Annotated in this window: 19 protein-coding genes; 5 read left to right on the top strand and 14 right to left on the bottom strand. The window is 69.4% G+C overall.

The genetic code is table 11. The features are described 5' to 3' along the window. Window positions 1–217: 217 nt before the first annotated feature. Window positions 218–1222 (bottom strand): SEC-C metal-binding domain-containing protein, encoded by a 1005-nt coding sequence (locus J0670_RS40195; protein WP_207810837.1) that lies wholly within the window; start codon window positions 1220–1222, stop codon window positions 218–220. Between the two features lie 156 nt (window positions 1223–1378). After that, window positions 1379–2023, bottom strand: coding sequence for a DCL family protein (locus J0670_RS08630; RefSeq protein ID WP_207810838.1), 645 nt, complete (start codon window positions 2021–2023; stop codon window positions 1379–1381). A gap of 485 nt (window positions 2024–2508) precedes the next feature. Between J0670_RS08630 and J0670_RS08635 the strand changes: the two genes are divergently transcribed. Next, entirely contained in the window at window positions 2509–3363 is an 855-nt protein-coding gene (locus tag J0670_RS08635) for a hypothetical protein (RefSeq protein WP_307806444.1), read from the top strand. Window positions 3364–3521: 158 nt separating this feature from the next. Here the strand turns inward: J0670_RS08635 and J0670_RS08640 are convergent, their stop codons facing one another. The 11 genes from J0670_RS08640 to J0670_RS08690 form a co-directional block, all read right to left on the bottom strand. Further along, a complete protein-coding gene (locus J0670_RS08640; RefSeq protein WP_207810839.1) occupies window positions 3522–3995 on the bottom strand; it encodes an NUDIX hydrolase in 474 nt (157 codons plus the stop codon). A gap of 146 nt (window positions 3996–4141) precedes the next feature. Continuing rightward, window positions 4142–4618, bottom strand: a complete 477-nt coding sequence (locus J0670_RS08645) for an NUDIX domain-containing protein (protein WP_207810841.1) — start codon at window positions 4616–4618, stop codon at window positions 4142–4144. Further along, window positions 4615–5394: a phosphotransferase gene (locus tag J0670_RS08650; protein WP_243436726.1), complete on the bottom strand. Its 780-nt coding sequence runs from the start codon at window positions 5392–5394 to the stop codon at window positions 4615–4617. The genes J0670_RS08645 and J0670_RS08650 overlap by 4 nt, the downstream gene beginning before the upstream one ends. Then, entirely contained in the window at window positions 5391–6191 is an 801-nt protein-coding gene (locus J0670_RS08655; RefSeq protein WP_207810843.1) for a class I SAM-dependent methyltransferase, read from the bottom strand. Before J0670_RS08655 ends, J0670_RS08650 begins: the two co-directional genes overlap by 4 nt. 37 nt (window positions 6192–6228) lie before the next feature. Beyond that, on the bottom strand, window positions 6229–6738 hold the full coding sequence (locus tag J0670_RS08660; protein WP_207810844.1) for a topology modulation protein: 510 nt from the start codon (window positions 6736–6738) through the stop codon (window positions 6229–6231). Window positions 6739–6842: 104 nt separating this feature from the next. Further along, window positions 6843–7688 (bottom strand): radical SAM protein, encoded by an 846-nt coding sequence (locus J0670_RS08665; RefSeq protein ID WP_207810846.1) that lies wholly within the window; start codon window positions 7686–7688, stop codon window positions 6843–6845. After that, window positions 7685–8740 carry a hypothetical protein gene (locus tag J0670_RS08670; protein WP_207810847.1) on the bottom strand — a complete coding sequence of 352 codons (1056 nt, stop codon included), beginning with the start codon at window positions 8738–8740 and terminating at the stop codon, window positions 7685–7687. The genes J0670_RS08665 and J0670_RS08670 overlap by 4 nt, the downstream gene beginning before the upstream one ends. Then, window positions 8737–10455, bottom strand: a complete 1719-nt coding sequence (locus J0670_RS08675; RefSeq protein WP_207810849.1) for a carbamoyltransferase C-terminal domain-containing protein — start codon at window positions 10453–10455, stop codon at window positions 8737–8739. Before J0670_RS08675 ends, J0670_RS08670 begins: the two co-directional genes overlap by 4 nt. 6 nt (window positions 10456–10461) lie before the next feature. Further along, window positions 10462–11430, bottom strand: a complete 969-nt coding sequence (locus J0670_RS08680) for a thymidylate synthase (RefSeq protein WP_207810851.1) — start codon at window positions 11428–11430, stop codon at window positions 10462–10464. Window positions 11431–11463: 33 nt separating this feature from the next. After that, entirely contained in the window at window positions 11464–12459 is a 996-nt protein-coding gene (locus J0670_RS08685; protein WP_207810853.1) for an NAD-dependent epimerase/dehydratase family protein, read from the bottom strand. A gap of 65 nt (window positions 12460–12524) precedes the next feature. Continuing rightward, window positions 12525–12731, bottom strand: coding sequence for a hypothetical protein (locus tag J0670_RS08690; RefSeq protein WP_207810855.1), 207 nt, complete (start codon window positions 12729–12731; stop codon window positions 12525–12527). A gap of 159 nt (window positions 12732–12890) precedes the next feature. On the opposite strand from J0670_RS08690, the gene J0670_RS08695 reads away from it, so the two are divergent. Beyond that, window positions 12891–14237 (top strand): transcriptional regulator, encoded by a 1347-nt coding sequence (locus J0670_RS08695; protein ID WP_207810857.1) that lies wholly within the window; start codon window positions 12891–12893, stop codon window positions 14235–14237. A gap of 34 nt (window positions 14238–14271) precedes the next feature. Here J0670_RS08695 and J0670_RS08700 read toward each other — a convergent pair whose 3' ends face one another. Continuing rightward, a complete protein-coding gene (locus J0670_RS08700) occupies window positions 14272–15231 on the bottom strand; it encodes a hypothetical protein (protein WP_207810858.1) in 960 nt (319 codons plus the stop codon). Between the two features lie 392 nt (window positions 15232–15623). Here J0670_RS08700 and J0670_RS08705 point away from each other — a divergent pair, with 392 nt between their 5' ends. From J0670_RS08705 to J0670_RS08715, 3 genes are all read left to right on the top strand, one after another. Continuing rightward, window positions 15624–16445: a hypothetical protein gene (locus J0670_RS08705; RefSeq protein ID WP_207810860.1), complete on the top strand. Its 822-nt coding sequence runs from the start codon at window positions 15624–15626 to the stop codon at window positions 16443–16445. Continuing rightward, window positions 16432–17610 carry an ImmA/IrrE family metallo-endopeptidase gene (locus J0670_RS08710; RefSeq protein ID WP_207810862.1) on the top strand — a complete coding sequence of 393 codons (1179 nt, stop codon included), beginning with the start codon at window positions 16432–16434 and terminating at the stop codon, window positions 17608–17610. The genes J0670_RS08705 and J0670_RS08710 overlap by 14 nt, the downstream gene beginning before the upstream one ends. Window positions 17611–18046: 436 nt before the next feature. Further along, window positions 18047–18712, top strand: a complete 666-nt coding sequence (locus J0670_RS08715) for a hypothetical protein (protein WP_207810864.1) — start codon at window positions 18047–18049, stop codon at window positions 18710–18712. Window positions 18713–18773 lie beyond the last annotated feature (61 nt).

Raw genomic sequence — 18773 nt, forward strand, 5'->3', positions numbered from 1 at the left:
TGCCCCCGTCCACCGGGGGCGGTCGACTAGCGGTAGTTCACGTACTGCACGAGCGCCGCGCTGACCTGTGATTTTGCGGCGATCACGGCGCTGACCTGGGAAAACTCATGTCACGAGTTTTCACTGGTCAGCGCCGTTTTCCGCCCGCATGTGCCCTGGATGTGCCCTGCGGCCCCCCGGCTCGCTGGCGTTGCGGCCCGCCGACGTACTTGGAGGCTTACAGCCCTGCCGGGTGGCACCGACCAGCCTTTCGGCCTGAGCCGCAGGGACAGGCCGCATTCTTTGGAACGGAACGCCCTGGGCCCTGTGGCTTGGCCTTGGGGGTTGTGCGGCCAGTCGTCTGTTGCATGCCGCGTTCCCGCCAGTGAGCCAGGACTGGGGGCACTTGGTCCCCCTGTTCGAGCAACCACTGGGCAGCTGCCCGACCTGACTCGTCGCGGAAGGTATCCGCCAAGTCACACAGCCCGTCGTTGGTGAGGAAGTGCGACGCGAGGGTGGCATAAACCGGCTCGTGGAAGGGCTTCATCCCGCCCAGCCGGAAGACGTTGCGGGCGTAGCCTGCGCCCGCCATAACGGCGGCGCCGGCGACAGTCGCGCCAGGGTTATCCTCGCCTGGCGGTGCACTGATGGCATTGAAGCGGTCCACCAGGGTCTTCTCGCCGGGCGAGACTTCGATGGGCGTCTCCGCTGCCAGAAGCTCCTGGTATCGATCGCGCAGTTCGTTGCGATCGGAGTAAGTGAACCGATCCACGGCGGACGTGTGCGCGAAGTGCACGACATACGTGTCGTCCTGCAGCCCGGAGGGCTTGATGTCCACGGCATCGGTGCTCGTGTAGCCGGCGGCGAGCACGCTGGCTGGTCGACGCTGACCTCGGCGTCCGTCATCACCCAGTCGTGCGCCGGGAGATGACAGGAACGGGCAGATCTGTGCTGCGTAGAAGCCACAGATCTCATGGACCGGGGCCTCGCCGCTCCAGATGGCGTCGGGGCTGCCTCCTTCCGGCACGTGCAAGAGGAACTGCCATCGTGTCTCGTCGCGGAACGGCAAGCCGCAGATCGCACACCAGTCGAACGTTGCGAGGACCAGCTTTCGCTGCTCGTTGATCGAGCCGAAGTCGACGCCGTCACTGTCCCGGTCCACCGTCGCGATCACTGGATACCCGCGAGGGTCGCGACTGAGGTGTCCCAGGCGTTGAGGGATAGCGATGTCACCGGGTTTCACGGTTGCTCCTAGATGATCTTTTTTGCGCCTGGTAGCGAGCATATGGGTGGTGTACGACGAGAGCGCCGGAAACGGCGGAATCCTCACTGCCTGGGAGCACTGCTGCTGATGCTCATCCGTGGGCTCCCTGAACACGGGTAGGTTTCGAGTCCAGCCTCAGGAGCGTCGTCGGCTTAGGTTCGCAGCCTTGGACACAACCCTCAGGGTGGCGTGCTGCTGGTGGTACTGCTGCCATTCAAGTTCAAGATCGCGCAGGTGCCAGCGTTGCGGGGTGTCGCGCTTGTCCACCACCACGGCGTCGAAGCCGTCGTGGTGGTGGACAAAGCTCTCGGCGAGGTCAACGAACACCGGGGACTCGTGGTCTATGTGGACCTCGCTCCAGGTGATTGTTTGCCCTGTCATGGCGCAGGTGATGGGCTGGCCAGGAGGGCAGTTGGCTGCTCGAAAGGCGTAGATCTGATCCGAGATGGAGAGGCGCATCGTTCCCAGGACGTTGTCCCGGTGGCTGGGGTGCGTCAGGCAGGCGAGGTAGCTGAACACGTCTCGGGTTCCGTCTGTCCTGACCACGTGGAAGCCGACAGTGCCGCGGAGCGCCCGTTCCACGGTGAAGTGAGCCACCCCTGGACCGGTCTTCTCCGGATAGTCGGGGTGGAAGGAGAGGAGGTCCCGCAAGAACTCCTCCTCCTTGGCGTCAGTGATCACAGTCCCCGCGGGGTGGGCGTAAAGGAGTCGGCGGACCGCTTCCCCCGCGGCCTTCTTGGTCGTGTACTCGACTCCCCCGAGAGTGAAGCTCTTTGGCACGTTGGTCCCCCTGCTCCTGGGCCGCTGAACATGCGGGACATCAGACGCTACCTGGAAGGTCTGACAGCGGCCGGGGCGTGCCCTGTCGCGTGTTCCCAACATCCGCCAGCCGCGCGCCTACTGCGGTCGGTGGTACGCCAGAGATCGAAGCCCACAAGGGGTCGGCGCCGGCGCCCGCAGCGCCGTCCGTGTGTGGCCCGATCGAGTCGTGGGCTATCACTGATGGCTCGCTCTGCGCCGGTCCATCTGTCACCAGTCGACTATCAAGGCCCACTTGGTCATGGTCGATGCTCTGGGAATGTCCTCGGGCCGAATGGGTGAATCATTTCAGGTGAGGGAAACGATTCTTTCCCACTTGGCCGCATGGCTTCCCCTCTGACAGGCGGTAGCTGGCTGGAGCGATCTGCCATCCTGATCGGCGCGCGATTCACCTCATTGAGTCGACGAGAAAGTCCAAACAGGGCCCGATTTATCAGGAGGTGCCGGTGATCAGCATTGCGGTAGAAACCGTTGACCCTGAGACCGCGAAGAAGTGGCTGGCCGAGAGCAACTACGGGAATCGGCAGCTGAGCCAGGGCCACGTCACGGGGCTCGCCGGAGCGCTTGAGCGGGGTGAGTGGCAGACTCACCATCAAGGCATCGCGTTCAGCCCGGACGGCCGGCTCCTCGATGGGCAGCACCGGCTGGCTGCAATCGTCCAGGCAACCAGGTCAGCCCAGCTGGTGGTCGCGCGGGGGGTCGATCCCGCTGCCTTCTCGGTGATGGACACGGGGAAGAAGAGGACCGCCCGTGACATCCTCTTCCTCAAGGAAGAGAAGCGGGCGCAGCATCTGGCGGCTTCGCTTCGTGGTCTTCACATGTATCGGACGGCTCCGAAGCTCAGCTGGTCTGGACCGTCCTCGATGTGTAGTCATGACCAGCTGCTCAAATTGCTGACCGAAAATCCTCGGATCAGAGAAGCGCTCGACAAGGGATTCTCTATCTATCGAGAGGTATGCCTTTCGGTGACGGCGGCCACTGTGGGGTGGTACGTGACCTCGACGGAGCGGCCAGACGTAGACCAGAGCGACTGGTACGAGGGACTCGTCACGGGAGCGAACCTCAAGCGGTATGACCCCAGGCTTACGCTGAGAAACACGATGCTGGCCCTCAAGCAGGGGAAGAGCCTGAGGAAGCGCGATGACTCGCGTGCTCACCTCGCGTTCTACCTGAAGGCGTGGAATGCGTGGGCGGAGGGAAGAACTATCAAGCTCCTTCGCCAGAATGCCAACGAAGCACTCCCGCCAGTGTCGCGGGCAGAGTTTGGATCCGACCCCAATGAGGACGGCCGTCTCGTTTAGGTGAGGGCCGGCCCTCGTCTTCCGATCCAGGGGCCTAAGCATTGGCGGGGGGGTGGCGCTGGTCGACAACGGCTGAGGGCAATACGCCAACCCGCCGGAACCGGCCAGCGTTCACATAGCTGCGACGGTGGCCGGTGTCCGTGTTGCGACTTTGGTGGCTACGCGCGGGTTGCTCCGTGCTCCAGGTAGACGGTCGCGGACTGCGTCCTGGCGACGCAGGCGGCGTGGACGCGGCGGGCGAGGCGCGGAATGAGGAGTTCGTCGAGCTGGTTGGTGGTGTGGAAGGCGTACTCGCCGATCTCCACCTGGTCGACGGTGATGTTGTCCAGCTCATCGGCGGGGAGGACGCCGCCGTCGAAGACGAACAGGAGCTTGTCGCCCTCGGTGGGGTGGGGTGCCCAGTCGGCGACGAGGAGTCGGCCAACTGGCGGGGTGATGCCGAGCTCCTCCTGGACCTCCCGGGCGGCGCCCTCGCTCGGGGTCTCGCCGGCGTGGAGGTAGCCGCCGGGAATCTCCCAGCCGGGCTTGTAGGTCGGCTTCACGAGGAGGACGCGGTCGTCTTCGTCGAAGAAGAGCACACCGGCGGCAGTGCGGGGCTGGGCCACGACCTCGTGGGACTGGGAGTCGCTCATGGTGATGACTGTAGCCAGCGGGCCGAGGTGGTCGTCGGGCGTCGAGGGATTAGGTGGGCGCGGATCTGGCCAGGTGTCAGTTCGTCGGCGGCCGTGGCTGGGTGGGTTCGTTGAGTATCCTTCGGCGAGCCCACTCGGCCGCGCCGTCATACCGCTGTTGGCTCCCAGCCATAGCGGGAGAAGGCAGGACCGCCGTCTCGGTAGGCGGTGAGCGCCTGTGCGGCCGTGGGGAAGGCCGGTTCGGGGAGGTGGCTGACGGGAACCCAGCGGGCGGTGAGGTGCTTGTCGGGTTCGGTGTTGGCGAGGTAGCCGGTCCACTTGTCGGTGGCGAAGACGAAGAGGACGAAGTGTCCGGCCTGGTCCCAGCCCTGTTCGACGTGGATGACGTGGACGAGTTCGAGGTCGGCCGGGTCGACGAGCAGGCCGGTCTCCTCCTTGAGCTCGCGGGCGGCGGCCCCGTCGAGGGGTTCACCGGGTTCGGCCTTGCCGCCGGGGACTGTCCAGGACGGGTGCGGGGACCAGTTGCGGGCGGCGTAGTGCAGGGCGGCAATCGTGTCGGTGTCCTTGTCGTGGACGATCACGCAGACCGCGTTGCGGCTGTTCATCACGCTGTTGGTCGTCACAGCGCGGACTCCTTGTCGAAGTGCCGGAGGATGTCGGTGGTCCAGGCCGGCCGCACGGTGTGCCAGCTGAACCGGTAGTTGTTGGTGCCGAGGTAGGGCGCGGTCAGGGCGTGGTGGAACTCGCACCATGCGGCGAACTCGTGCCAGGGGCAACCGGGCAAGCCACGGCTCCGGGGGTGGTGGTTGTAGGCGTCCAGGGCCTGGCGGATGGTGCCCTCGGGCAGGGAGCCGGTGGTCATGGCGGTGCTGACGACGAGCTTGGCGAGGTCGTAGCCGAAGGGGGCGAGGGTGAGGGAGTCGAAGTCGATGACGGTCACATCCGCGCCGGTGATGAGGAAGTTGCGCGGGTTGGCGTCCTTGTAGAAGGCGGCTGGCATCGTGGCAGCCCGCTCCAGCCAGCCGTCGATCGCATCACGGGTCAGAGCCGGGCCCGGTACGGCGCCGGAGGCCAGGAGTTGGTGGAGGCGTTCGCGGCGGTCGTCGGCGAAGCCGGCGATGGTGATGCCGTCGCTGGTGTGGGGTGCGTTCAGGCGGGCGGTGTGCAGCTCGCGGGTGTAGGCGTTGGTGTGCTGGTGGCCGAGGAGGGCGGCCAGGGTCGCCAGGTCGTCAGGGCCGCCGTGGCGGCCGTCGATGTGCTCGAAGTCGATTGCGGAGGGGATGACTTGGATGACCTCGGGGATGCGCACGTCGGGGTTGACGCGGGCGATCCACCGGTGGTGCGCCAGTGCCTGCTGCTGGGCTCCAGGGTCCGCGTAGGTCTTGGTGAAGGTCCTCATCGGCGGGCGGCCACGACGTAGGTGACGGTCGAGGTGGTCTCCAGCGGGCCGTCGCCAACGGTCTCCCTCAGCCGCTGGGCGATCTCAATGGCATCGTACGGGAGTTGGTACTTGGGGTTGGTGGCGACGTAGGCGGCGATGTGGTCGGCGTCGGTGAAGCGGAAGCGGTGTTCGTGGTGGATGACCTGCTGGACGTCGAGGCAGGTGGCCACGATGTCGGCCTGGTTGTGGCTGTGGAAGGTCTCATACAGGCTCGGTCGGCTGGTGGCCTCGGGGTCGAGGCCGCCGGCGGCGATCACCTCGTCCAGGGCGCGGTAGCTGTCGGCGGACTTGGTGACGGTGATTGACAGGCCGCCGGGGGCCAGGCAACGGGCGATCTCCGCGATCACGGTGGCAGGCCGGGGCGAGTGGTAGAGGCAGAAGGCGGCCGTGGTCACCGCCACCGAGGAGTTGGGCAGAGCGATGGCGTGGAAGTCGCCTCGCATGATCTCCACGCCCGTGTGCCCGGCGAGCCTGCCCTCGGCTTCGGCGAGGAGGGCTGCGGACTGGTCGAAGGCGATGAGGCGGGGCGGGCTGAGCCGTTCGGCGAGGGCGACGGTGGTGGTGCCGCGTCCGCAGCCGATGTCGAGGACGGTGCCGTGCAGGCCGCTGGCGGCGAGGTCGGCGATAACGGCGGCGGGGTGCGGGCCGGCGGTCTTGGCCCGGGCCAGGGCGCTGGTGCGCTGGGTGATGCGGCCCGCGTCGGCGTACAGGTCGTGGCGGACGCGGGCAGCGTCGAGGAACGGGTTGGCGGTCATGGACAGGTGGAGCCTTCCCGGTGCGAAGTGGGTCAGGTCATGTCTGCCGGGGCACGGTGGCGACGAACCGGCGGGCGGCCCGGCGGCTGGTGAGGGTGACGACGCGGGCGTGGTCGGCGTGCTCGGCGATCAGTGCGCGGACCTTGGGCCGCATCTGGCGGCGGTAGCCGAGGACGTAGCGGATGAAGCCCCAGTGGATGCGGTCGAAGACGCCCTGCTCGGTGTGCTGACCGCCGCGGTAGCGGCGGCGGCGCTGGAGGATGCCCCACAGGCACACGATCGGGGGGATGTCGAGGAAGACGACGGTGTCGGCCCGCTTGAGGCGGATGGGGAGGGTGGAGGCGAAGTTCCCGTCGATCACCCAGCGCGGTTCGGCGACCAGCTCCTCCTGGATGGCGGCGAACTTCTCCGGCGGCAGGGTGTTCCAGTCGGAGTCGTAGTAGACGCCGTCGAGGTGGGTCACCGGGGCGTTGATCTTGTCGGCGAGCTGGCGTCCGAGGGTGGTCTTGCCACTGCCGCCGCAGCCGATGATGGCGATCCTGTCCATGTCGCTACAGGCTACCGAGCCGTGCGACGGGCCGGACGGTGGTCGCTTCGGTCCGCCCGGGGTGCGTCCCGAGCCGGCGCCCGGCCCGGGACGCTTCGCGCTGGTCACGCGGCGTCGACGGTGACCAGGGCGGCCTGGTCGAAGTCGTAGCGGACCTCGCGGCCGGGGCCGGCGACCTCGGCGCACGACAGGTAGACGCGCCCATCGGGCGAGATCTCCAGCTTCTCGACGACGTCGCTGGGCGGCGGGCACCGCTCGGGCAGCAGGATGTCGGTGTTGACCTTCATGCCGCCCAGATCCATGCCGATCAGCTGTTCGTGGAGGTACTGGGTCTGTTCCCAGGTGACGGGCGTGATGCCGCTGTCGGCGGCGTTGCCGACCAGGCGGACGCGGTGGAGCATCAGGTCGCGGGCGCCGAGGTCGCGCAGGCGCTTGGCGAGGGCGGGGATGGTGGTGATGTTCTCGCCGGTGAGCGTGCAGGTGGCGCCGAAGGGGAGCGTGCGGCCGTGAGCCCAGGCGAGGGTGTCGAAGGCGGCGGCGAAGGAACCGGGGCGCCGGATGCGGTCGTGGGCCTCGGCGGTGCCTCCGTCCAGGGAGACGCGGAGCATGTCCAGGTGTTCGGCGGCCTGGGTGAGGAAGGCCCGGCGCTTGTAGCCGTTGGTGCAGATCTCGGTGCGGTAGCCGAGGGCCTTGGCGGCGGCGAGGACGGCGGGCAGGCCCTCGAACAGGAGGGGTTCGCCGCCGAGCAGGCACACCCAGTGGGTGTCGTAGTGGTCGGCGAAGTAGGTGAGGGCGGCGGTGGCCTGGTCGACGGTGACGGTGTCGGGGCGCTTGAGGTCCTCGCCGTGGTAGCAGGTGGTGCAGGAGAAGTTGCAGCGGAACAGCAGCTCCAGGTAGAGCTTCTCGACCCGCTGGATGCCGGGGAGTACGGGTGCGGCGGCCTGGGTCATGCGCGGGCTCCTTCGATCAGCAGGGGCGGAATGCAGGTGCCGGCCAGCGCGGCGGTGAGGGTGCGGAGCTGGCGGGTGAGGCGGAACGGGTCGAGGTGGTCGATGCAGCGGGCGATCAGGTCGGCGTGGGCCTGGCTGCCCGCGATCCGGGTGAGCGCGGTGACGGTGGCCACCACGTCGGCGGCGCCGGTGACGACGAGCTCGCGCGGCACGACCGCTTCCGCGCCCCGCAGGGTGTGCGGGGCCAGCGGCAGGCAGCCGGCGAGGACGGACTCGAAGAGGCGCTGGGTGAACTGGCCGCTTCGCGCGTACCGGTCGGGCGCGAGGAGCACGGTGGCTACCGCGGATCGGTAGAGCGGGGCGACCTCGTCGAAGGGGATGCGGCCGGTGAAGTTCACCTCCGGCCAGCGGGCGGTGTCGCTCCACTTCCCGGCCACCTGGTGCGGCAGTTGGGCGGCGGCCGGTGCGAAGTACTCGCCGAAGGCGGTGTCGCGGTCGTACTGGTTGCCGACGTAGACCAGTGGCAGCGGGCGCCCGTGGGCCGCGAGCGCGCCCGGGTGGGCCTGGTCGAGGGCGTCGTCGGCGACCGGGAAGAGCAGGCTCACGGCGCCGGGCGACGGGTGGAGGGCCGGTTCGCACACCTGGACGTGCCCGGCGGTCCGCAGCGGGTCGTCGGCGGGCAGCTGCCGGTCCTTGTCCCACAGGACCGTTCGGACGGCGTGCCGGTGGGTGTAGTGGTCAAGGAGTTCCTGCTGCCGGTGCAGGTCGCAGGTGTGCCCGTCGGTGCCGCAGGCGGTGGTGTTGCGGCCGGGGATGGGCCAGCGCCATTCCAGGAACAGGGCGTCGATCTCGGGCAGGCCGTCGTCCCACCGGTAGGTGGCGGTGAGGTCGGTGCCGGCCTCGGTCAGGTCCCGGTTGGCCTGGAGGAAGACGATCTCGTGGCCGGCGGCGATGAGGCCGTCCACCAGGGTGCGGCGGTGGCTGCGCCCGCCGTCGGGGGTGTCGGTGACGCCGGAGCCGAGGAAGCCCCAGCAGCTGTAGCCGATCCTCATGCCTTGGTCACCCACCAGTCCTCGACGAGGAGCGCGTCGAGCCCGGATTCGGCGAGGCAGTCCAGCGCCATCTCCGGGGTGCCGCAGATCGGCTTGCCCTTGATGTTCAGGGAGGTGTTGATCAGCACGGGCACGCCGGTGAGTTCGGCGAAGGCGGTCAGGATGTCGGCGAGGAGCGGGTTGTCCCTGGGGGTGAGGGTCTGCACCCGCGCGGTGCCGTTGGTGTGGACGATCGCCGGGATCGTCTGGCGGGCCAGGTCGGTGACCGGGGAGGCCATCGACATGAACGGCGCTTCCTGGCCGAGGGTGAAGTAGTCGGCGGCCTTGTCGGCCAGGACGACCGGGGCGAACGGGCGGAACGGTTCGCGGAACTTCACGGTGGAGTTGAGCCGGTCGGCGACGCCGGGCCGTAGCGGGGAGGCGAGGATCGAGCGGTGCCCGAGCGCCCGGGGCCCGGCCTCCACGCCGCCCTGGAACAGGCCGATGATCGTGCCCTCGGCCAGTTCACGGGCTGCGAAGGCGGCCACGTCGTCGAGGCGGCGCGCGGTCATACCGGGCCTCGGCTCGGCGGGCAGTTCCAGGCCGGGGAAGGACGGGCCGAGGTAGCAGGCGCGGGCCAGCCCGGCGGGGAGGTCGCCGTGCCGGTCGAGGTGGACGGCGGCTGCGGCGCCGATCGCGGTGCCCGAGTCCCCGGGGGCGGGCGGGACGGCGACCTCGTCGAACAGCCCGCTGGCGATGATCTTGCCGATGCTGACGCAGTTCATCGCGACCCCGCCGCCCACGCACAGCAGCCGGGCGCCGGTGCGTTCGCGGGCGATCCGCGCGAGGTGCAGCATCACCTGCTCGGTGCGCTCCTGGAGGGCGGCGGCGAGGTCGGCGTGGACCTGGGCGACCTCCTCGTCCGGTCGGCGCGGCGGGCAGGTGAGCGCGGTGAAGGCGGCGGTCAGCCGGGGGTAGCGGCGGTCCATGACCCGCAGGGCGATGAGCCGATGGTCGAGGACGAAGCCGTTGGTGGTGAGCCGGACGGCCTTCGTGAACAGAGGCCGGAAGCGCTTCGGGTCGCCGAGGGCGGCCAAGGCCATGACAGTGCCCTCCTCGTCCCCGCGCCGCCACCCGAGGTGCTCGGTGACGGCGCCGTACACGTAGCCGAGGGAGGCGGGGTCGTCGAGGGCGTGGACGATCCGGTACGCGCAGCCGCGCGCGTGCTGCCGTGCGTGGCCGATGGTGGTGGCCTGGACCTCGCCGAGGCTGTCGACCACCAGGATGGCGGCCTCCTCGTAGCCGGACGTGGCGAAGGCGTAGAGGCCGTGGGCGCGGTGGTGCAGGACGGGCTGCACGGTGGCGTTCGGGAAGTTGCCGGCCAGCCAGGTCAGGCGCTGGCGGGTGTTGGTGGCGACCCGGGCGAACGACCGGGCCCTCGGCAGGGCGCGTGCCGCGGTAGTGGGCCGTACGGCGTGGGCGAGCGCGGCGGGGATGGCCCGCAGGTAGTTCTGCGGCGTGAAGTTGTAGGCGACGGTGCCGATGTCGGCGCGGGTCAGGCCCGCCTCGTCGAGGAGCCAGTCGATGGCCTTGGCCGGGTAGCTCTTGTCGTGCTTGACCGCGCTGAGCCGCTCCTCCTCGACGAACCCGGTGAGTTGGCCGTCGACGAGCAGGGCGGCGGCCGAGTCGTGGGTGTAGGAGCACAGGCCCAGCACGGTGTTGCGGCGGGTGGTCATCGACGGTCACCTCTTCGCCGGGATCGCCGGGGTGGGCATCGCGGCGAGCGGTACCTGGTGCTCACGCTGGTCGTACCAGGTGGCGAGGGCCTCGGGCAGCGGCCCCGACACCTCGGCGGCCGTGGCCCGGGCCTCGTCGCGGTGCCCGGCCTTCCACAGCCGGTAGCTGGCCAGGACGGCGGCGAAGCCGTCCCAGACCGGGTGGCCGACCGCTTCGCCCATCGTGACCTGCTTCATCACCAGGTCGAAGTCCTCCCACGGGATGCCGAGCGGCTGCCACGCGGACGAGGCGGGCGCGTCCGGGGCCAGGTGCCAAGCGGTGTCCTGGTGCTGGGCATACAGGTGCAGGGAGTCGACGTGGTGGTGGTAGTCGCCGACCTCGGCACCGAGCCAGCCGGCCATCAGCTCGTGCAGCACGGTCGTGGTGATCAGGTCGTACGGAAGGCCCAGCCACACGTCCTGGCTCCGCATGCTGGTGTGCATCTCCAGGCGGCCCTCGCGCAGGTAGAAGCGGTAGCCGAGGGTGCAGGGGACGTCCTTGTGGCCGGCGGTGTCGCGGCCCGGGTCGAAGATCTGGACGACGGCGCGGCGGCTCTCGCTGTCGCGGGTCAACTGCCGCCGGACGTAGTCGAGCTGGTCCAGCCGCCCGTGCCAGCGCCGCAGGCGCGGGCCGTAGGCACCCTGGAGGGCGCCGTGGTCGGTAAGCGCGGCCAGGCGGCTGTTGAAGTCGTGGATCCAGTCGTCGCTGGAGCCGGAGAGGATCCAGACGGTCTCGGCGGCGGCGAAGGCGGGGTTGAGCACGCGGTGCGGGCTGAGGTGGACCATCCGGGCCGTCGGGTCGCTCAACTTGAGGTAGGCGCCCATGAGTTCGGCGGTGGCCATGCCGCGCGGCGCGACGCTGCGGCCCTGGGTGAGGATGGCCTTGCTGGCGCGGGTGAACAGCGCGTTCGCGCTGTCCGCGGTGGTGACGAACACGATTCCTCCGGTGGGACGGTGGGGCGGGGTCGCTCAGGCGCGGACGGGCTGCGGGGAGTCGGCGATCAGGTGGTCGAGCTGGCGGGAGATGCCCCGCCGGAGGTCCGTGCCGGGAGTCCAGCCCAGGAGGTCGGCCGCCCGGGAGCGGTCGGCGAGGGTGGTCTCCACGTCGCCGGCCTGGGCGGGCCGCTGGTTGATCGGGACCGGGTGGCCGCTCAGCTCTTCGACGGCGTCCAGCACCTCCAGCACGCTGGTGCTGACACCGGCTCCGATGTTGAGGACGGTCGTGCCGATCGCGGTGGTCGCGGCGGCGACGGCCGCGGAGACCACGTCGCCGACGTAGGTGAAGTCGCGGCTCTGGCGGCCGTCCCCGTAGAGGTCCAGCGCTGGGCCTCCGAGCGCTGCCGTCAGCGCGCGGCCGATCAGCATGTCGTGGCGCTGGCGAGGCCCGTAGACGGTGAACAGCCGGAGCGCCACTGCGGTGACCGTGGACGTTGGCTTGCCTGCGTGGGCCAGGCACAGCTGTTCACCGGCGAGCTTGCTGACCGCGTACGGGGACTCGGGGTTCGGCGTGCGCTCTTCGGCGGTGGCACCACCTCCGGTGGTGCCGTAGACGCTGGACGAGGAGGCGTAGACCAGCCGGGGAACGCGGACGTCCTCGCAGGCGGCCAGCACGCGTTCGGTGGCGAAGACGTTGCTGGCGGTGTACTCGGCGAACCGCTCGCCCCAGGAGCCGCGCACACCCGGCAGGGCGGCGAGGTGGAAGACCGCGTCGGCCTGCAAGAAGAGAGCCTGGAGCGGGGAGGTCCTCAAGTCGGCTGCGACGAAGGTGAAGCCGGGGTGGTCGAGGGCTCCGGCGAGGTTGGCCGCCGCGTTCGCGTCGGTGCGCGGGTCACGGCGGTCCACGCCGATGACGGTCGTTCCGTCGGCGAGGAGGGCGTCGACCAGGTGCGAACCGATGAATCCGGCCGCACCGGTGACGACCACCCTGGTCAGGGTGGTGCGGGGGTGCGTCAGGGTGTGCTGCATGAAGGTCCCCCGGTGGGAGATGAGTTGAGACGGGATGACGGACCGAACGCGGGAGCCGGGCGTTCTCAAGCAGCCGGCTCCCGATCAGGGAGAGTGCGTGCCGGCGGTGCCGCGAAGTGCTGCTCGGCACCGAGCTGGTGCTGGGCAACGGTCCCGAGCAGCGCGAGCGTGACGATGTGGCCGAGCCCCCACACCACGGCGAGCGCCGTCCCCAGCGGGTCGCGGTGCGCGCCACGATGGCGACCTCGCTGCGGGTTCGCGGTTGCGTCCATGGCTGGGTCCCCTCCGCTCTCTTCGGACGACGGCCGGTCCAGCGTCGCGGCGCGGCGGAGTGTTGCGGAACGTTTCCAGGGGGTTTCTCTCCGAGAGCGCCCGTGCTGCGGCGGGTAGCACTACGCTCACCAACAGGGCCCACAGAGCCGGGGGTTGAGATGAGCGAAGGCATGTTGGCGGTCCACCCGCTCACCTACCTGCTGCAGTTACGCGGATGGGGAAAGAACCAGTTCGCGGGCATGATGCGCGACCGCGGTGCCGCGCTGAAGATCCACCTGGCGACCAACCGGACGCTGGTCTGGAAGTGGGAGCAGGGCCAGGAGCCCGAGCCGGACGCGCAGTACGTCTTGGCCGACCTCCTGGGCGTCAATCCCCGTTCCCTGGTTGCCAATCCGTGGCCGCGATGGCTCCCGGTCTGGGAAGTGACCGGCATCACGGCGCCCTGGACGAAGACCGGTACCGTGGACGTACTGGTGGAACTGGTCAGGAGTGGTCATATGGATCGGCGGGGCTTTCTCACCATCACCGGGGCCGCCATGGCCACCGTCGCCGCGAGCTGGGCCTCAGCCTCGCCCGCCCTCGCCTCCGCCCTGGGCGGCGACCAGGTGACCGACTCCATGGTCGACACCCTCGAAGCCCGCGTCGCCACCCTCCAGACCCTGGACGCCCAGATGGGCGGCGCCCGCCTCATCGAACAGGCCCGCGGAGACCTCGCGATCATCACCACCCTGCTCAAGCAGGGCCGCCACACCGAAGCCGTCGAGGCCCGCCTCTACGGCTTGGCCGCCCAGGTCAACTACATCGCCGGCTGGATGGCCTACGACAGCGGCCTACGCTCAGCCGGCCAGCAGTACTACCTCGGCGCCCTGCGTGCCGCCAAGACCGTCGGCGACGACGCCCTCGGCGCCTTCCTGCTCGCTGAGATGGGCGTCCACCTCTCCGACGCCGGCAACCCCGCCGAGCGCGTCGCCCAGGTCGAGACCGCGCTCGCCAACACCCCCACGACCATGCAGCCCGGCGTCCGCAGCTACCTCGAACTCCACCACGCCGAGAGCCTCTCCCGCGACGGCCAGCACCAGAAGGCCGGATCCGCCCTCAACCGCGCCCACGACCTCTGGACCAGGAACGGCGGCGACCAACTCCCCAGCTGGCTCTCCTGGTACGGCGACGCCCAGCTCAGCTCCACCGAGGGCAAGGTCATGCTCCGCGCCGGCCAGGTCGAGCGCGCCACCAGCGCCCTCGTCTCCTCCATCGACCACGCCGTCCCCCGCGACCAGGCCGTCCGCTCCGGCCGCCTCGCCACCGCCCGCCTCGCCGGCAAGGACCTCGACGGCGCCCTCGACGCCGCCAACCGCGGCCTCGGCCTCCTCGAAACCAAGGTCCACTCCGTCCGCGCCGTCAGCCGCCTCACCAAGTTCGACGGCTACCTCAAGCCGTACGGCGCGGAGCCCGCCGTCGCCGAGTTCCGCGAGCGCCTGCGCGCGCTGCCGGCCATGGCAGCCTGACCGTTGCCGACTCGGTGACGCTGGTGCCGCAGCACTACTGGGCTACCACCAGGCTGCCCAGGTGCAGGCCGGCGGTCTTGGCGGCGCGCAGGGCGTCCCTGGCGCGGGCCGCCCCGCTGCGGGTGACCGCCTCGCCCCCACGGACGGCAACCGTTCGCGCGCCAAGGCCCGCGCACGCCCGGCAGATGCCCGGCTGGGGCGCCGGGTCGTGGCACTTGGTGCACTCGGAGTACCGGGCCGTTGCGGGCCGTACAGCGGGCTGGACGGGCGGCATCTTGCGCTCCAGGCGGTAGCGGAGCACCGAGACCGCCGAGTGCATCGGGACGGGTAGGCCAGGCAGCAGAGCCTGGGCGAGGTCGGTCTGGGTCGCGCCGCGCTCCAGCCAGTGCGCGACGAGGGGTGCGAGTTCCTCGGCTTCGGCCTGGCCGAGCCGCAGGCGCGGCTCGGGGCGGATCACCCGGAACAACGTGGCGACCGCCTCGCAGACCTGCTCGTCCGGCACCGCCACGGGCTGTTCCACGACCTCCCCCTCGGAGTTTTCCTCCCGCCCTCCCATCCTCGCCTGCGGCTCGTCGGCGAGGACCGGCTCATCGACCTGCTCGGCGGGGAGGGAGGGTTCTTTCACCAGGTCCTTTACAAGGACGCCAGCACCACCGGTGATCGCTTCACCGGAGACCGGACGGGTGACACCCGGCGCCGCCAGCTGCGGCGTGTCGTAGACGTGGGTCTCGGTGACGATCGTGCCGTCGGGCATGCGGATCTTCTCGACCCGGTAGAAGCCGGCCTCCGCCAGTTCCTTCAGGGCCTTGCGGATCGCGCCCCGGCCCTGCGGGCTGGTGTCGGCCATGTGCCGGCCGTCCTCGCGCCAGCCGTCGGGCCGGGAGAGGAGGTCCGCGAGCAGGCCGCGGGCGGTGTAGGAGAGCCGTCGGTACTGCAGGACGGCGTTGGGCAGCACGGTGAAGTTGCGCACGTGGGCGCTACGATGGACACGCATCGGGAGTGTTGGCTCCTGTTGCCTGACCCCGGAGCGTTGGCGCGCTGCCGGGGTCGCCTGTTTTCGGTTGGATCACGGAACGTAGCACACGCCCCGGTCGAAGATCGACGCGATCGGCGAGCGACCACTATCACACGTGGGCCGGGCGAAATCGATCGCTCGACAACCAATAAGCGGCGGCAGCTGCCACCGGGCCTTGCCGTGAGTGGCTGCGGTCCAGCCGGGCGGCCAGGCCAACCGCAGTGAACACCCAGCGCCGGGGCGGGCTGCACTCGACACCACATGTGACCTTGCCGGCTGAAGTGCTTGTGCAAGTTCTCTGACATCAACTAAAGTGCGCTTGGCTGTGATGCGCTTCGATGGAAAGTGCTGACCTCAAGGAGCTCTGACGCATGGACGTGCCGCTCTCTCCCTGGATGACCGAGCTGTTCGGCGAGCAGGCGCTCGCCGTCCGTACCGGCTTGGGCCAGGCCCTCCGGAACATGCAGGCCAATGCGCAGGCCGGTCAGGAGCAGGCGGACGTCCGGACGAAGCACCCGTTCGGGTCTGCACGCTGGTCCGGCCAGTTCGAGCGGGTCTACGAGGAGCTCAGGGAGCTGCCGGGGGCCAAGCCGGTGAAGCCGTACCGCTTCCCGTTCGACCTGGTGCTGGTCGGACGCGGCCTGATCTATCCGTTCCTCTACGCGAGGACCCGGTCCGACATCTTGACCGCACGGGTACCCAGCAACTCCGGGATGGTCCGAGAGCTGTTCACCTTCGCCCCGGCCCCGACGGCTCCAACAAGCATCCAGGGCGCCTTCGACTTCGAGTTCGCCACACCGCCCGAGGAACCGGCCGTCGAACTGCACGGCGGTCTCACCACCGTGCCCCCGGACACTTGTCTGGTCCTGGTGCCCTTCGCGTGCAACTCCTCGGAGCTGCTGGAGGCCCACTGGGGCGTCGCCGCTCACGGCGCCGATGGCGTGTTGGATTGGGTCGCCGGGCCGGAAGCGCTGCCGCTTCCGGAGGCCGTCACCTTCCACGGGAAGCGGCTGTCGTCCGTCCCGACTCAGTCTGGACCCGCAATTCTGGAGCACACCGGCTTCGACCAGGGCGAGACGCCTACTCTTACCCTGTCGTCCCGTTCGAACGTGGATCGAACGCTCAACGTGACGCCACTGACCGAAGCGGAACCAGCGAAGCCTCAGATCAACGAAAACGATGCGACGAACTAGGCAAGACCTCATCCCGGGACTGGAAGAACGTGGGATCACCCCTCGTGCCGTCGTCGACGGTTTCGATCCAGCCCGGCTCACCCAGGCCCGCCGACTGGCGGAGATGACCAAGAAGGACGTCGCCGAGCGGCTCGGTGTCACGCCGGCCGCCGTCGGCCAGTACGAGACGGGCGTCTCGAAGCCCAGACCGGAGCTGGTTCCCGGCCTTGCGGACATCCTCAGCGTGCCGCTCTCGTTCTTCTTGGCAGGCCGACCGAGCAGCCGCCTCGATGCCTCGATGGCCCACTTTCGGAGCCTTCGCAGCACCCCGAAGGCCCAGCGCGAGCGAGCGCTGGCCTTCGCTGAGCAGGTCTGGGAACTGACCTACGCCCTGGAACTGCGGGTGCAGCTGCCGGTCGTGGACCTGCCCGGCTTCGCCGGAGGGGAGGTCCACCCCGGCGAAGAGCTACCGGCGGAGCCTGCGGCGGCGGCACGGGAGCTGCGGCGCCGTTGGGGCCTGGGCGACGGTCCGGTCACCCATCTCGTGAGGCGAATGGAGTCCCACGGCATCATCGTCGTCACGCCGCCGGCGGGCGACACGTCGGCCACAACTGTCGACGCATTCTCCTCCCGGACTGCCCGGCCCCTCGCGGTCCTGACGTCCAATCGTGCTGATGACGTCTACCGGCACCGCTTCACCGCCGCACACGAGTTGGGCCATCTGGTGCTTCACGGCGACGCCACCGGGGACAGCCGGCAGGAGAAGGAAGCTGACGCCTTCGCGGCCGAGTTCCTCACCCCGCAGTCCAGCATCCTGCCGCTCCTTCCTCGCCGCATGGACCTCGCGCGCCTGGCCGAACTGCGGCGCACCTGGGGCGTCTCCATACACTCGTTGATCTACCGCTGCCGCGAACTCGGACTGACCTCGGATGCGACGACCAGTCGCGCCTACCAGCGCTTGCGCGCGCTCGAAGGGCAGCCGGGATTCGCAGCCGAGTCGGTCAACGGCTTCTCCGGCGAACAGCCTGCCCTCCTGCGCCAGGCCTTCGAACTCGCGGCCGAGGAGGACGGCCTCACGGTCGAGAAGCTCGCGCGCGAGCTCGCTTGGAAGCCAGAGCGCGTCTGTGAGCTGCTGGGAGTGCGGAATGAGCGCCCGGTGCTTCGCCTGATCAGCAGTCATGCTTGACGCCAAGGCCTGGCCGTGGCTGGCCGATAGGGGGACCAGCTCGATGCTGGTTCCCCTATTGGCTCTTCGTCGCTGAAGCGCCTTCGCGCTCGGGTTCTCCGGTCATCTGAGGTAGGTGTACCGGAAGAGCCCGTCGAAGCCGAGTCCTTGGTGCATCTCGCCGAAGGGCGCCCACACCTGCTCGTCTTCCGCGGCGCCTCGCACGGCGGTGACGTCGACGGTCTCCAGGTCGTGTTCCCGCCACTTGTATTCCGTGGCACGTTCCTGCGTGTTGCCGAGCTGCCTTGGTGACCTCGGCCCGCGTACGTCTTGGCCGTCAGCTTGTAGGACGAAGGTTGGGGGCGAGGGGCGGCCATCGCAGCTTGCGATAGGCGTTCGTTGGCCTGGTCGATTCCTGTGGGCATACCTCACGTCTGGTCATCGATACGCTGTGCCCGTGAGTCAGCACCCTGCCCAAGCCGACCGACGTCGTCCCGGCCTCTGGTACGTCCTTACGCCGATCCTGAGCGTAGGCCTGCTCGCCTGCGCACCGTTCTGGCACGCCTACACGCGGTTGTCCCGCGCTCATCAGCGCGATGCGGCAAAGGCTCGCCGCCTGGCCATCGTGTTCACCGCCGTCCTCGCCGGCGGCCTACTCATCCCTCCTGTCGCCGGCTTCACCGCGCTCGCTGGGATGATCATTGCCCCGATCCTCGTCTTGCCGTACCGATCCCTGAGCTATGGCAACACCGCTCAGCAGCCGATACCGGCCGCTACGGAGCCCGCTGGCGCTCTCGCCGTGGCCCAACAGGCCCGAGCCCTGCGGGCCGAGGCGCGCCGTATCGTTCAGGACGATCCCGCCATGGCCCGTGAGTTGGGCATCGGCCGACCGGGCCGAGGCAACGGGTACGACGACGGCGGGCTGCTCGATCTGAACGGCGCCGATGCCCAGACGATCGCTCAGGTACTCGATGCCAGTCCCGACATGGCAGAACGCATCGTCACCGCCCGCCGGGAGATTGGTGGCGCGTTCCGTTTGCTGGATGAGGTCATCACATTCGCGAGCCTCACCGAGGGCGAAGAGCTGGTCGTCCGCGAACGCGGAGTTCTGCTGCCGCGTTGAACCGTCGGGAGCCTCAGGGAGCGGAAGAACCTGCCCTGCGGCCACGCTGCCCAACGCGCGG

Source organism: Streptomyces sp. FH025 (genome assembly GCF_017427025.1).
Taxonomy (GTDB): domain Bacteria; phylum Actinomycetota; class Actinomycetes; order Streptomycetales; family Streptomycetaceae; genus Kitasatospora.